This window comes from Spirosoma soli (assembly GCF_042684525.1).
GTDB classification, from domain to species: Bacteria; Bacteroidota; Bacteroidia; order Cytophagales; family Spirosomataceae; genus Spirosoma; species Spirosoma soli.
In genome coordinates this window covers 185,190-200,928 of the sequence record NZ_JBHULN010000005.1, presented here as the reverse complement: position 1 = coordinate 200,928, position 15,739 = coordinate 185,190, and the positions used below count along the sequence as shown (strand labels likewise).

At 51.1% G+C, this 15,739-nt stretch carries 9 protein-coding genes; 1 reads left to right on the top strand and 8 read right to left on the bottom strand.

The window, feature by feature from the left end; translation table 11 throughout:
- Positions 1–9: 9 nt before the first annotated feature.
- From ACFSUS_RS10320 to ACFSUS_RS10310, 3 genes are all read right to left on the bottom strand, one after another.
- Positions 10–465: a nuclear transport factor 2 family protein gene (locus ACFSUS_RS10320; RefSeq protein ID WP_381522205.1), complete on the bottom strand. Its 456-nt coding sequence runs from the start codon at positions 463–465 to the stop codon at positions 10–12.
- Positions 466–774: 309 nt separating this feature from the next.
- The gene (locus ACFSUS_RS10315; protein ID WP_381522203.1) at positions 775–3,222 is read right to left on the bottom strand and encodes an ABC transporter permease; all 2,448 of its coding nucleotides are present in this window, start codon (positions 3,220–3,222) and stop codon (positions 775–777) included.
- Between the two features lie 88 nt (positions 3,223–3,310).
- Positions 3,311–5,689, bottom strand: a complete 2,379-nt coding sequence (locus ACFSUS_RS10310; protein ID WP_381522201.1) for an ABC transporter permease — start codon at positions 5,687–5,689, stop codon at positions 3,311–3,313.
- A 43-nt stretch (positions 5,690–5,732) separates the two neighbouring features.
- Here ACFSUS_RS10310 and ACFSUS_RS10305 point away from each other — a divergent pair, with 43 nt between their 5' ends.
- Positions 5,733–6,203 carry a Uma2 family endonuclease gene (locus ACFSUS_RS10305; protein ID WP_381522198.1) on the top strand — a complete coding sequence of 157 codons (471 nt, stop codon included), beginning with the start codon at positions 5,733–5,735 and terminating at the stop codon, positions 6,201–6,203.
- 3 nt (positions 6,204–6,206) lie between these two features.
- Here ACFSUS_RS10305 and ACFSUS_RS10300 read toward each other — a convergent pair whose 3' ends face one another.
- The 5 genes from ACFSUS_RS10300 to ACFSUS_RS10280 form a co-directional block, all read right to left on the bottom strand.
- A complete protein-coding gene (locus ACFSUS_RS10300) occupies positions 6,207–6,500 on the bottom strand; it encodes a hypothetical protein (protein WP_381522196.1) in 294 nt (97 codons plus the stop codon).
- Positions 6,501–6,568: 68 nt separating this feature from the next.
- On the bottom strand, positions 6,569–8,011 hold the full coding sequence (locus ACFSUS_RS10295; protein WP_381522194.1) for a DUF4932 domain-containing protein: 1,443 nt from the start codon (positions 8,009–8,011) through the stop codon (positions 6,569–6,571).
- 53 nt (positions 8,012–8,064) lie between these two features.
- Entirely contained in the window at positions 8,065–10,458 is a 2,394-nt protein-coding gene (locus ACFSUS_RS10290) for an ABC transporter permease (protein WP_381522192.1), read from the bottom strand.
- A gap of 83 nt (positions 10,459–10,541) precedes the next feature.
- Positions 10,542–12,953: an ABC transporter permease gene (locus ACFSUS_RS10285; RefSeq protein WP_381522190.1), complete on the bottom strand. Its 2,412-nt coding sequence runs from the start codon at positions 12,951–12,953 to the stop codon at positions 10,542–10,544.
- Between the two features lie 333 nt (positions 12,954–13,286).
- Positions 13,287–15,737: an ABC transporter permease gene (locus tag ACFSUS_RS10280; RefSeq protein ID WP_381522188.1), complete on the bottom strand. Its 2,451-nt coding sequence runs from the start codon at positions 15,735–15,737 to the stop codon at positions 13,287–13,289.
- Positions 15,738–15,739: the final 2 nt, after the last annotated feature.

Here is a 15,739-nt window from a genome sequence, read left to right as displayed (position 1 = left end):
TTATCTGCGCTACTTCATTGCCTGTACCAATTTCGGTGCCGATTGCCACAGCACGTTGACGATCATCCAGCGGTCATTTTCCTTAATCAGGTGGATGTAGTCGATGCCCCAGACTGCCGTAACTTTGGCCGTTGCTGTCTTGTCGGCGACTTCAAAGACGTCAACAGCCCTGGGCGAATCTGAGGTGGTACGTTTACCATCTTTGTTCCAGGTTTTGGCTAACCGGATGAGCGCCGGAAATGGCATCTCCAGTTGTTTTGAATAAGCACTCGTTTTATCGTCGAAAAAGAATCCGCGCTTTTGTAAGGTAGGATGGATGCTCTGGTACGCCAATGTTGTATCAACTTTATAGAATGTATCAATGTAGTTGAAGCAGGCTTGCCGAACGGCGGCTACGTCGTCATTCTGACCAAATACGTTGGCTACTGAAAGGGTGAGGAGGGCTGATAAAACTAGATTTTTCATAGTGTTATTGGGAGGTAAGGGCAGGGGCTGGGGGGTAATACGTTTAGAAACTGTTCGAATTAATTTTTATGGCCAGGTTCGGCTGATCCGCCGGTGCGTAGTGTGCAAACCAGGCCGGATTGTTATTGGCCGGGTGCCCGCTACCATCTCTGACCGGAGCAATTTGTCATTCCGGCCTGAGATAGCAGCGGGCAGAGATGACACCGGTCACAGACCGGATAACACCAGAGCGAAGTATCAAACTTCGCTCAACAACAGCGGGGCAGGAGCAAAGCGTAAAACCCTTCGCCCCTTGCCCCCTGCTCTTGGCTACTCTGTCCGCAAACTCTTCACCGGGTTCATCAAGGCGGCCTTAATGCTTTGAAAGCTTACGGTCGCAAAGGCAATCAGAATCGCAAGCCCACCCGATACCAGGAATACCCACAGCGGAATGTCAATCTTGTAGGCGAAGCCCTGCAGCCACTTGTGCATGGCATACCAGGCAATCGGCGAAGCAATCACAATGGCTAGCAACACGAGCTTCAGGAAATCTTTGGCGAGCAGCACAACAATGTTGGTAACCGATGCGCCCAATACTTTGCGAACCCCAATTTCCTTAGTGCGTTGCTGAGCCGCAAAGGCGGCCAGACCAAACAAACCAAGACACGAAATCAGTATGGAAATGATCGTGAACGTAGTGACAATGCGCGACGTACGGGCTTCAGCCTGGTAGTTCTTTTGAAAATCTTCGTTCAGGAAGGTGTACTCAAACGGCTCGTCGGGGCGTAGTACTTTCCATTTCTGTTCAATGAAACCCAGTACGTTTGCCATATTGGCCGTATTCACGTGCACAATAACGTAGTTGAAGTCTGGGCGCCGGTTCAACATGAAGGCGTACGGCTCAATGTTCTCATGGAGGTCTTCAAAGTGGAAGTCTTTCACCACGCCTACGATCTCGAAGGGATACGTCTGACCCTGCCAGGTGAAGCTCAGCCGTTGGCCAACGGCCTTCTTTTCGTCGATCTGGAACTTACGTAACGTCGCTTCGTTGACAATCAGCCGGTCGCTGGTGTCGCCCGGAAACTGCCGCGAAAACAGTCGACCTTGCTTCAGTTTGAAGCCCATTGTTTGCAGCAGATCATAATCGACCCGGTTAATCCGGACGTCCTGCCCCTGATCGACACTCTGGTCGGGGCGGTGAAACACCATATCGCTCAGGTTGGCAATTCCTGGATAAAACTGCGTGCCCGATGCACCAACAACCTGATTGTTCTGCAGAATCTCCGTCCGAAATGCACTGTAGGAAGCGCGAGCCTCACTACTCCGCAAGGGTATGGCAATTTGCTGGTCCTGCGCGAAACCCAGTGGCTGATCGCGCATGAACCGCATTTGTTCCTGAATGATAAATGTAGCCAGCACCAGGCCGACTGATACCACAAACTGAAAAACGACCAGCCCCCGACGTAGCGCCACGGCCGACATCGTGTTGATAAATTTACCTTTCAGAACCTGCGCCGGATTGAACAGCGACAAGTAAAATGCTGGGTAGCTGCCTGCAATCAGGCCAGTCAGCAAAGCCAGCCCTACGAAGGTGAGCGCAATCTGTGGCTCAAACAGCTCAATAAAAGAAATGGATTTGTTGGTAAGCTGATTGAACAGGGGTAGAAAAATCGCTACTAAAACTATCGCAATGATTAATGCAAGAGAGGCCAGCACCATCGACTCGCCCAGAAACTGCCGTACCAGCGCACCTTGTTCAGCGCCCATCACCTTTCGAACCCCTACCTCAGCGGCCCGCTTAGCCGATCGCGCCGTCGACAGATTCATGAAATTAATACAGGCAATCAGCAGCGTGAAGAGTGCAATGGAGCCCAGAATGTAGAGATACGTTATGCTGTTAGTGGGGGTTACAACGGCCTGGAAGTTGTTGTACAAATGCAGGTCTGGTACCCGAACGAGGAACATGTCTTTATCGAAACCGACCGCTTTTAAATCATTTCGGGCGTATTTTTCAATAAAGGCCGGAAACTTCCTGGTCAACTGCCCGGGGTTGGTGCCGGGTCTCAGGCGGATGTACGTCAAAAACATGTTGTTGTTGGCAAAATCCAGCGGTCCTTCACGCAGAAAACTACCAATACCTCCAGCGTAGAGCGGTAGAAACAGCCGCGCGTCGATGTGCGATCTGGCACTGGCGTCGCGGTAAACGCCGGTTACTTTGAAATCCTCGCCTAAACCGGCTGATCCGCCAATACGAATAATTTTGTCAAGTGCGCTCGCGTTGCCGAACAACTTCCGGGCGACCTCTTCGGACAGGACCACCGAATGTAGATCGGTGAGCGCGTTTTTTGGACTGCCTTCTACGAACTCATACGTAAACAGGTCGAAGAACGTCGAGTCAGCCTGGTAGGCTTTAGTTTCGTAGAACGATACTACCGGTTTTCCCTGTTCACGAACCTGCAACAGCGCCTTTTCATCAAAGGCACACAGGCGCGCCATCTTCTCGACTTCTGAATACTCGGTCTTCAACGCCGGTCCATACGGAGCAGAGGCATTTGGCCATTCTCTGCCCGCGTTCTGGCCTATTTTTGCTTTTGAACCTAACAGGTACAGATTATCAGCGTGTTCCTGGTGACTGTCAAATGACAGTTCACTGCGTATATATAGCAGCAGCAATATGCAGCAGGTCATGCCAACGGACAAGCCTAAAATGTTGATGGCTGAAAATGACTTACTCCGAAGCAGGTTCCGGACGGCGATTTTGAGATAATTTCGTAGCATAAGTGCTGGGGTTTAGGGCGAAGGGCTTGGGGCGTAGGGAGAAGGGTTTACAAGTCTTTACCCCATGCCCTCAGCCCTGCGCCCTTTGCTATTCAGTACGTAATGATTTCACCGGATTTGTTAAGGCCGCTTTCACGCTTTGGAAACTTATGGTTAGTAAAGCGATGCCCACGGCCAGCAAACCCGCCAGGACAAACACCCACCACTCAATAGTAATCTTGTAGGCAAAGCTTTGGAGCCACTCGTGCATGGCATACCAGGCGAGGGGAGTCGCAATGATAATTGCAATGACAACCAGCTTCAGGAAATCTTTGGACAGCAGGCCGACGATGTTAACAACGGAGGCCCCCAGCACTTTGCGAACGCCAATCTCTTTAGTGCGTTGCTCAGCCGTGAAGGCGGTTAATCCAAATAAACCCAGGCACGAAATCAAAATGGCGAAACCAGAAAAATAAAGTACAATCTGTCCGGTACGCTGCTCGCGCCTGTACTGTTTATCAAGCTCCTGGTCAATGAAACCAAACTTAAATGGAGTCTCTTTTTCGTATTGGGTATACAGCTGACTAATGGTCTGAATGGCTTGTTGCGCCTGGCCAGGTCGGGTTTTAACCAGCATCGTAAAAAAGTCGCCTGGTGCGTAACGGAGAATCAACGGCGCAATGGGTACGCTGAGTGGTCGGAAATGAAAATCGCGGATAACCCCGGCAATACGACCTTTCATACCCCAAAACTCGACCCGCTTATTAAGCGCACTCTGGTTGGTGTAGCCCATGCGCCGGGCCGCTGTTTCGTTGATCAGATACGTCCAGTTGGTATCGGCGGCCGTTTTCTTTCTGAAGTTTTCGCCCCGGACGAGCTTCATGCCAACGGTCGATAGAAAGTCAGGATCTACGTTCACCTGCGTAATTAAAAACTCGTCTTTAGGTTGCTGGCCTTCCCACGTAATATTCGATTCATTACCCACGTCAACGAGCGTCGCCGTTGTTGCAGCCGCGGCTTCAATGCCGGATTGCTTCAGCAGCTCTTCTTTAAACTGGGCGGCTTTCTGCTTCAGAGCACCACCCATCCGAACATACAACAGCTGCGACTTGTCGAAGCCGAGGTTCTTGCGTTGCATGTACTGCAACTGCCTGTAGATTAACAACGTGCATACGATCAGGGCAACCGACAGAGCAAACTGCCCAATTACTAAACTTTGCCGAAATACTTTTCCGGTCGGTACGCTAAAGACGCGCTTAAATACCTTCGCCGGCTGAAATGACGATAGCAGGAAAGCCGGGTATATCCCCGCTACTAAACTGACCAACAAGGTCAGAGTTAGCAATGATAACCAAAGCGGCCATGCGTCATAGTTTAAGGTGAGGTCTTTACCCGACAACTCGTTAAACACGGGCATTAATGCCTGAGCAAGTACCTGCGATGCCAAGACCGCCAGCATGACAATCAGCAGCGATTCGCCAAGAAACTGGAAGATAAGATGCCACCGGTACGCGCCCATCGTTTTTCGGACACCTACCTCACGGGCGCGTCGCATGGAGCGGGCGGTGGACAGGTTAATGAAATTGATGCAGGCAATCAACAACACAATCAGCCCTACGGCACCAAATAGCTTGACGTAGAAAATGTCGCTGCGTTTCCCCCAGTTGTCGGTGTTGAAGGCAAACTTCGAGCGAAGGTATATGTCCGTTAAGGGCTGAAGACATAGGGTCGTTTCGGCAGAAGGCTTATACCGCTGTATGTGCTTTTTTATCTTCTCATTGAACGCCGATGCAACGGTACCCTCGCGTAGCTGTACATACGTATGGTAGTTATTGCTATTCCATTGATAGCCCCATTTGTCAAATAGCTCAATGTTCTTAAACGACAGCAGTATATCGAACTGCAGATGCGAGTTTGGGGGTATGTTTTTCAGGATGCCCGTTACTTTATAATCCCGTTCGTTGTTCAACCGAAGCAGCGTACCGAGCACATTAGGATTGCGTTGCCAGTCGGCTCCGAAGTACTTAATGGCTGCAGCCTCGGTCATAACCAGCTCGTCGGGGCCGGTTAGTACGGTGTTCGGGTTTCCTTTCAGCAACGGAAAATCAAATAGTTTCAGCAACCCGTTATCGGCAAAATAGAGTGAGTTTTCTTCAAACGTTTGTTTCCCGTGCTTCACGATTCCGCTCCACTTGCCTAGCCGACCAACGTTCACAACTTCGGGGAAATCGCTTTTAAGCGTTGGGGCTAACGGGCCGGGTGTCACAGCTACGTCGTACACCTCACCTGCCTGAGTCTGCTTCTCAACAACGCGATAGATGTTGTTGGCATTCGTGTGAAAGCGGTCGTAATTCCACTCGTCGTAAACGTATAGCGCGATGAGCAAACAACAGCCAATGCCCAGGGCCAGTCCGCCAATGTTGAGCACGCTAAACAAGGGCGACCGCCATAGGTTGCGGACGGCGATTTTGAGGTAATTCTGAAGCATAGCGTCTCGCTTTTTGGTTATATTTGAAAAAACTCCCAGTGTTATGGAAACTCCCGTCGTCAGTACTCCCGAACTTGAAGAAGAGAAAATGTCAAGCTTAAATCATGCTGAATTGCAGAGCCGATTGGCTTTTCTGCTTATGTTGTCATATCGATCTGAGTACAGTATTCTCACCGAATTAGACCTTGAGTTTGCTTCTGGTAAAACGCGACCTGATTTATGCATTTTCCCAAAGCGAACATTGGACTGGATGGCTGACGAAATCGTCGTGCATGACGTACCGTTGGTAACTATTGAAATTCTCTCGCCCGAACAGAGCCTGAACAGTTTAATTGACCGGATTTATAAGAAACATTTTCCGGCAGGCGTTAAAACGGTCTGGATTGTGTCGCCAGCTCTTCAAATCATCACCATTTTCCTACCGGATCGGCAACGCATCAACTTCACCGAGGGCGTCATCACCGATCCAGCTATTGGCATTCAGATTAACTTAGCTGAGGTGTTTGAAGGTTAATTGCTAGCTCATTGTCAGTAACTTTCGCTGTTTCTCCCAATCTTCCTTCTTCACGAACGTAACGGGCACAAAATCGTCGGTTGGCGCGCCGATGTAATAGAGCTTCCAGTCCTGATCGTAGCCCGCCAGATGTTGCTGAATGCATTCCACGCGGTCGAACGTAGGAATGTTGCAATCACCCCAGTAAAATAGCTCAACGCGGTAGTGCAGCGCCTGCTTCTGGCCGTTGATGGTTACTTCAATTTCGATGTCCTGCTTACCGGGCAGGCTGGGGATAGGAATAGCAATGTGTGCCATGGTTGTCTAGGATTTATTTGGTTAATCGGTGTTAAAACTTAGCGCATAAAGTATGGTCAACGATGAATTTATTTCGTCTTAAATGCCACTTCGTGATCGGCCAGTGGATAGCCCTCGGGTGTCTGAAAACCTTTGGACGTAAGCTTAAATGAATACTGCCAATCGGGTTTTAAATTCACTTTTAACCGCAACGAGCGGTTATCATCGGCAAAGCCAATGACATCCGTCAGTGGAAAATGGGGCTTGCCCCCGTCGCCAAACGAAATAGATAGCTTTTTGGGATTCAGCGGCTTATCGAACCGGATGACTAACTCGGTTACGGTAGGGTCAACATCGGCCGTGTTTTGTTGGATCGGCTCAACGGCCACAACGTGGGCCCGCTTCTGGTTGTATTGTTGTTGCAGTGTCGCGAAATTGGTAGCCGTAGATTGAAAGAACTGATTGATCTGGGGCATAAAGCTTGCTAACGTTGGATACTTCGTACGGCTGCTCTCGTACTCACCAAGCAAATCAACCAGCCCCTGGGTCCAGATAAACCCGTTCGCTTCTTCCGTCCGTAGCTGCTGACGAGCGGCCTGCCCATCGGGTTCGTGGGTAGTCAAATAGCGGATCACCGATGCACGGACCAACGATTCATAAAACATGGTTTTCCAATTGCCGTATGCCTGTCGATGCATCTGATCCGCTACGCCCGGAAAGATCGCCTTGCCCGCGGCTTCGAGCTCATCTTCGTGTTTATCAATCAGCGGGTTAACGAATGAGTGGTTAAACTCGTGGATGATAGTAGGCAAAACGGAAGCGGCCATGTAGGTAGGAGTATCCGTACTATCGACGGCCCAGGTACCCATGATGGCGTAAATCTCTTCCTGCCCATTCGGTAATAACACCTTAGGGCCGAAATTGCCTCCACCGTTCCCAATGCCGATCACTACGTTAAATTTACCGGTCGGCAACGTTCCATAGTATTGCTTGTACCAACTGACGTCTACCTGGCTTAAGACTTGGTTAAAGCGATCGACGGCGGTCTGGTACATCGCTTTGTGTTTATCGAAAAACGACTGGCAGTGAGTATCCTGATAAAACCGTTGGACAAGTTTAGCAAAGGCTTCAGCGTTGGTAGCGCCCCACCGTTTGTCCAACTGCGCTTTGGTGAATGCATAGATAGGCTTCAACGAGGGTGGCTGCTCCAGATGAATGGCCATCGACATAACGGCATCATATCCCACACCGTTGTCATGCGCTAGTTGTTTGGCCATTGCCACAGCCGGGTGCGTTTGGTAGGCGTCGAAATGTTCGTGGATGTCCTGCACATATTTCTTAAACTGGTCCCCATTGTATTCGTCGTTCCCGGCCAGCCGAAAAATGATGCTCAATAGCTCAACGCGTTGGTCAACCTTCGGGACTAGTTGTACCGCGGGTGATGCCGGGCGGTTGCTGATAGCCTGCCCTGTGGCAGCGTAATGTGCTGTCAACAAAAGCAGTAAGAGACGTATAAGGGGGAATTGTCGCATTATAAACTGATTGTCAATGTGTACTAGTATTGATGGTGATTAAGGTTATTCATTTACTCACTTCGCAAACTTTTCACTGGATTCATCAGGGCAGCTTTGATACCTTGGAAACTTATGGTTAGTAAAGCAATGCTCAGCGCCAGGCCACCCGCCAGCGCAAACATCCACCAGGCCATGTCAATCTTGTAAGCAAAATCTTCTAACCACTGATTTATAGCATACCAGGCGATTGGGGAGGCAATGAGGATCGATAGCAGCACTAGTTTTACGAAATCTTTGGAAAGAAGCGTCACAATGCTGGCGACAGACGCACCGAGTACTTTGCGGATACCAATCTCTTTCGTGCGAGCTTCAACGTTGAAGGTCATCAGTCCCAACAACCCCAGGCAGGCCACCAGCAACGTAAGACCGGTGAAGGCGTTGAACAGCCGTGCTAACTGGTCTTCTTTAGCGTACAGCCTGTTGTAAGCGTCGTCCAGGAAATAGTAATCAAAAGGTAAGGCGGGTTGCTGTTGGTTGTACAGTGTCTTGAGGTGATCGAGCGCCTTTGGTACGTCGGTAAATGCGTTTAACCGCACGAGTAAATACCCGCCGTTTTCTACAACGCTGCGGCTGTTATCGCCCACAACGGTCAGCATCATGGGTGATACAGGGCCGTGCAGACTCCGAATATGAAAGTCAGCTGTAACCCCGTCGATCGGTTTATTGAAGAAGGGATCGGGCTGCCCGACCGGATTGCCTTTCAGGCCCGTTTCGCGAATAACGGTCTGGTTGTAAACAGTCAAATCGTCGCCCACGGGCCGCTTGCCCCAGCTGGTTGGCGGATTAGCCCAGTGAACACCCAGCATCTTGAAAAAGCCTTCATCGACTGATAGCGCGTTTACCATCAACTGCTTTTTAGTCTTTTTATCGTCCAGAAAATAAGTCATGATGTTGTTAGTGAACAGCGCCGTATTCGTGGCCGCTACGTTATCCCGGCCAGCCCATTGCCGCACAGCATCGCGGAAACCAATGAACCGGATAGCCATGTCGGCATCCACATTGATGGCTACCACTTGAGCGCGGTTAATGCCCAGGCTTTTGGTGCGTAGGTACCGCATTTGCATAAAGAATACACAACTGCATAGTAACAGCCCTACCGAAGTGGCGAACTGAACGGTCGTGAACAGCCTGCGGACTCCGGCTCCCTCACGCCCTGAACTCATTGTGCCTTTCAGAACCTCGTGAGGACGGAAACCCGATAATAACAGAGCAGGATAACTACTAGCTATTAAACTGCAACTCAACCACAAGGCCAGCATGATTCCCCAGTAGCTGGTCTGGCTCAGTACCCGATTGTCCATGTGCATATCAAGGGCTTGATTAGCCCACGGGAACATGGCTTGGAGCACAAAAATGGAAAGCAGGAAGGCTAGGGTAGTAGTCAGGAAGGACTCGGTATAAAACTGACCGATCAACTCGCTACGTAATCCCCCAACCGCTTTGCGGACTCCCACTTCGCGGGCACGTTTTGTAGCACGGGCCGTAGCCAGACTGACATAATTGATAATGGCCAGCACCAGAATCAGTAAAGCAATTGACAGAAAAATGTACAGCGTTTGGCGCGCTTTGGAGATTCCGGTACGGCTATCTATAGAAGCCCCCCGGCTATCTAGATGCAGTGACGGAAGCGGCTCGAGCGAGAACGTTGCTGAGAGATCAGTGAATTTGATGCCTGTGTTGATTTTCGCCAATTTCTTCTCGGTAATGGCCGCATTTGTCCCCGCCCGGAGAACCAGATACGTGTCGAAGATACCGGCGTGTTCGAATCCATCGCGTAGTTTGGGGGCAAGCGAGGGTATGGATGAGATCGACACCAGGGCGTTAAACTGTAATACGCTGTTCGTTGGCAGATCGTCCAGAACTCCGGTTACCTGAAGCGGGTACTGTTTATCGTACAACATGGTCTTACCAACAGGATTTGCGTTGCCGAAGTATTTCTCAGCAAGTCGTCGGGTCAGAACGATACGGCCGGGCTGACTTAGTGCTGTTTGCGCATCACCTTGCCGCATTCGAAAGCCCATCACCGTCAACATCGATGCATCGGCGAAGCCAATCTCATCTTCTTTATAGTGGTTGTCGCCAAACTCCAGTAGGGTAGGGCCCGATCCTCCCCAAAAGCGAACAAACTGCTCTACCTCCGGAAGCTGGCGTTTGGCTTCCCGCCCAAACGATTCGTGAAGTTGCGGCATGGTTATTACGTCCTCACCATATTTGGCTGCCGACATAATACGGTACGTACGGTCGGCAAAGGGGTGAAAGCGATCATAGTGAAACTCATGCCAGACGTAGAGCCCAATAAACGTACTGACGGCTAAGCCAACGGTTAACCCTACGATGTTCAGCAGACTGAACAACCGGTTATGCCACAACTGGCGAACGGCGATTTTGAGGTAGTTGCTTAGCATAAATAAGGAGAGAGGGTTTAGGGCTGAAGGCGTGCGGCAGGGAGCGGAGTTGTAACCCTAAGCCCCCGGCCCCATGCCCTATGCTATTCGGAACGTAACGATTTTACGGGGTTCATCAGGGCGGCTTTTATGCTCTGGAGGCTGACCGTTAATAGAGTGACCAACGTGGCCAGCATACCTACTACCCCGAACATCCACCACTCAATGTCAATCTTGTATTCGAATGACTTTAACCACTGGTTCATGGCGTACCAGGCTACTGGGGTGGCGATGACGAGGGCCGCAAAAACTAGTTTGAGAAAGTCTTTGGATAACAGCGCAACCAAGCCCGGCACCGACGCGCCGAGCACCTTGCGAACCCCGATTTCTTTAGTCCGGCGTTGGACGATAAACGTAGCCAAACCCCATAAGCCAAGGCAGCAAATGACCAATGCCAGGCCCGCAAACACGCGTAACAACGTAAACTGACGCTCTTCTTCGTCGTACTGCTCTTGTAGACTCTGGTCCAGAAATTTGGCTTCAAATAAGCCTTCGGGATAAAACTTTCGGAAGGTGCGTTCAACCGCAGCTATTGTTTTTTGGTAATTCGTTGTCTGTAGCTTCAACCCCGCAGTACGGTAGAAATACGGGAAGTTCATCATAACTACTGGCTCAATAGGTTCGCGAAGTGAGCTGCTATGAAAGTCTTTGACAACGCCGACAATCTCAGCTGTTATGTCATTGATTCCTGCTCGAATCTTGCGCCCTAAGGCTTGTTCGGGCCGCGACAGCCCCAGCGCTTTTACTACGTTTTCGTTGACGACAAACACGTATCGCCGATCTTTCTCCGGAATCTTGCCGGAAATAGCCAGCGTATCGCGGTGTTCCAGGAAGCGACCAGCCAGGAGTTTGAGGCCGTATGTTTTGAGGTAATCGGCGTCGGCAATCTTAAGCGATATGCCAATCTTTTTGTCTTCATTGGTTGGGTCAGGGCGCATATCGGTTCCGAAGTTGTTGCCCGACGTGGGGGCGCCCAGGGCGAATGAAACCTCGTCAATGCCCGAAATCTGCCGAAGTTCCTGGCCCAGTGGGGTTAAGTTTTTTGTCTCGGGTAAGCTAACCGTCACAATGGCATTGCGGCTGAAACCCAGATCTTTCTCCCGGAAGTAGCTCATCTGCCGATATACGACCAGTACGCCCACAGCCAGTACCAGGGAGATAGTGAATTGGAAAATGACTAACCCCTGGCGTAACCACGCCTGCCCTCCACGGCCCGGTTCAGCATGAGTTTTCAAGACGTTGACGGGTACAAACCGCGCGAGGAAAAAGGCCGGGTACATACCCGCCAGAACCGTGGTCAGCAAAGCCAGCACCGCGATGAAGATTATCGACTCGTCCCAACGGAACCCGATTTGTTTCTGCATGAAGTCGTTCACTGAAGGCAGTAGGCTATACGTTAGTGCTAGCGCCAGCACCGCCGATAAGCCGGCCAGCCAGAACGCTTCGCCGAGGAACTGACTGACTAATTGCCCCTGTGTTGCGCCGACCACCTTACGAACTCCCACCTCGCGGGCACGGGTCATAGCGCGGGCCGTCGACATGTTAATGAAGTTCACGCAGGCGATCAGGAGCACGAACAGGCCAACGATACCGAATACATAGAGGTACGTCGGCGAGATAGGTGGTGCGAATTTGCTACCGTCAAAATCCGGATTGAAATGAATGTCGTGCAACGCTTGCAGCACCAATTGGTGGGTTGTCCCCCGTTCTTCAGCAAAGTATTTTCGGGTGGCAGCCGCCAGTCGGGTCGTGTATTGCTCGGGTGAGCGGCCCTCGGGCAACAAGACAAATACGCTTCCGCCCGAGCGAACTCCCCACTGCTCTACCCCTAACTCAAAGTAGTCTTTCATTGTCGGGAAGGAGACAATCATTCGCGCGTTCAGAATCGACTGAGAAGGTATGTCGTGCATGATCCCCGCTACCTGCACCGTTACTTTGTTGTCGAGCTTCAGGGTTTTTCCCACTACCGAAATCGTCCCAAAATACTTCTGAGCCGTGCTTTCGGTTAAGATTACCTGGTTTGGCTGGTTCAAAATCGCGCGGCTATTGCCCGACACCATATCAAGATCAAAAATGTCGAACAACTCCGGCTCCGCAAACAGAACCTTGTCTTCCAGCAGAATTTTGTCTCGCGAGACCATGACTCTTACATCGCGGTCGGCGTGAATTCGGGTAATCTTCGACCAGTCGGAGAAGTCATTACGTAGCGCAGCCGCCAACGGGTAAGGCGTCGTGCCGGATCGCTCAACCTCTCCGCCGGTGGTTGTAATCTCGTTGACGCGGTAGATGCGCTCACCCAGCTTGTGATGCCGGTCGTAACTCCACTCGTTTCGGATAAAGAGTAGGATGAGCAGGCAGGTCGTTAACCCAATCGTTAATCCAAGTATGTGAATACCGGTCGTAGTTGGATGGCTGAGTAGGTTGCGCCAAGCTATTTTAAGGTAGTTCTTTATCATGATCGAATGTCCGAAAATGATCTGAGGTAGACCACCCTCAGGCAACCCAAACGCCGTACCAGGATTGTAAATAGCTGTATACCAACGAATAATTATTACTACCTAACGAAAAATGTCCGCAAACGGACGAGCTAACGTACAGTTGCGGACATTCGTTTGACGTGGCTCCCATTGCAACGAAAGATATACCACTAATGTGGGAATCCGCACGGGTGATACAGGAGTTATGGTAGCCTGGACGGCCACGTCCGGGTAGCCGCAGGCTAAGTTGTAAGTAAAGCATGAGCAGTCCTATTAGCCTGCGGCTACCCGGACGTGGCCGTCCAGGCTACGTTACTCCGCCCGCAAACTTTTCACCGGGTTCATCAGGGCGGCTTTCACGCTCTGGAAGCTGACCGTTAGCAGGGCGATACCGACCGCCAGCAAACCTGCCAGCGCAAACATCCACCACTCGATTTCGATTTTGTAGGCGAACTTCTGAAGCCATTGGTTCATAATGTACCAGGCGATGGGTGAACTTAACAGGAGGGCTATCAGCACGAGCCGGATGAAATCAATGGAAAACAAGCCGAAGATGTGGGCGGTTGATGCACCCAGTACCTTGCGTACCCCCACTTCTTTGGTGCGGGTTTCAGCCATGAAAGCTACCACGCCGTAGAGACCCAGGCAACCAATGAACAAAGCAATACCCGCGAGCAACTGAAACAGGGAATACGTCTGTTGCTCACTTTTATAGAAATTCGCGAGCGTTTCGTCCAGAAATTCATACGAAAAGACAAACTCCGGAAAGGTAGCCGTCCAGGCGGTCTCAACTTGTTTCAGGAGTTGACGAATGCCCTCGCTACCGCCCTGCTGGGTCGACAGTTTGATGGCGATGGTGCGGTAGTTGCCCAACTGGGTGGTTAGGACGCTTGGCTCGACCCGTTCCCGCAACGAAAACATGTTGAAATCCTTCACCACACCCACAATGGGCTTCTTGACGCTCTCGCCTGCCACCGTCATCAGCTTACCAATCACCTGCTCGGGTTTTTGAAAGCCCAGTCGCTTCATGAATGTCTCGTTGATCACCAGTTCACGGATGGAGTCAGCGGGTTGGTACATCCGTCCGGCCAGTAGTTTCAGGCCATAGGTGCGCGCATAGGCGGTGTCGGCGGGGCGCATCAGTATACCGAAGCCGGGGTCTTTATCGTCGTTGCCAAAGCGGAAACCTGTCGTCCAGTTGCTGGTGGAGGAGGGGCTGGTCATGCCAAAACTAATCGATTGTATACCCGGCAGACTCGTAAGTTTAGCCCGTAAATTGGCGATCTTACCCGCATCATTGTCGGGTAAAGGCATCGTCAAAACAGCATCTTTATTGTAGCCGAGATCGGCCGAACGAAAATACTTCATCTGACTGTAGGCGATGATGGTGCCAATGATCAGTAACTGAGAGATCGCAAACTGCCCAATAATAAGCCCTCGGCGAAGGGTCAGATAACCGCCTGTACCTGCTGTCTGCATTTTACCTTTGAGAGCCAGAATGGGTTGATAACCCGATAGGACCAGTGCGGGATAAAAGCCTGCCAAAACGGTCGTGAGTACGCCTAAGGCCACTAGAAAGCCAATCACGGTTGGGCTAAATAAGGTTACGGCTCCCGGCTTAATGTTAAGTAGTTCACCTACGTACGGCAATGCCACCTGAGCAATAAACAGCGCAAGAACAAGCGCCACACCAGTTAATACGCTGGTTTCGCCCAGAAACTGACGCACTAGCTGCCCGCGTGTACTGCCCAATACTTTCCGAACGCCCACTTCCCGCGACCGTCTGACGGCCTGCGCCGTGGCCAGATTGATGAAGTTGATACAGGCCGTTCCCAAAATGAATAGACCGATGAGTACCATCGCCCAGATCATTTCGATGCTGATGCTTCGCTGGGCGTAATTCGCAATGTTGGTCGCGAAATGAATGTCTGTCAGCGGTTGTAAAACGTACGCCAGCGTTTTGGCATCTTCCGGGGCGTGGTATTTATTGACAAAGCCCACTAACTGGCGCTCCATGCGGGCCGCCGGGGTCTCCGCTCCAGCCTGGGCTGGGGGTAGCATCATATAAATCTGGGCTCCGCCATAAGTTGATTTCCAGTCGTCGGGGGGCGATGTGCTGCCATACGCCAGCACGGACGCGTGCGACAGGAACACCTCGAATGGCATGCTGCTCGTAGGGAGCGGGTCCTGGATAACGCCCGTTACCACAAAGTCCATCCGATTCTCCAGTCGAATGATTTTGCCCATTGGGTTCGTGTCGCCGAAGTATTTATGGGCGATTCGCTCCGAAAGTACTACTGTGTTTGGGTTGGTGAGTGCCGTTTGCGGGCTGCCTTTTTCCCAAGTATAATTGAAGAGGTTAAAGTATTCCGGTTCAGCAAACGCGATTACACCGTCCGTTTCCTGAAATCGTTTTGTGTCAACATTTGCCTTGCCCGGTACCGCTACCACCGCCGATTTTATCCGGGTAACCAGGGTAAGCTGGTGCTTCAGTTCCGGAAAATCATTGCGTAGCGCAGCCAATGCTGGAAAGGTTATACCCGTATTTGGCTTGCCGTCAGGCTCCGTTTTATTCGCCCCGAGCATACGGTAAATCCGATCAGCGTTGGCGTTGTGTTTGTCGAAGCTCAGTTCATAGCGGATGGCTACAAACAACAGCAAACAACACGCTAGGCCCAGCGTCAGGCCCAATACATTGATGATGGAGTAACTCCAGTTGCGCTTCAGTGCGCGGAGGGCGGTAGTGAGATAGTTTTTTAGCATAT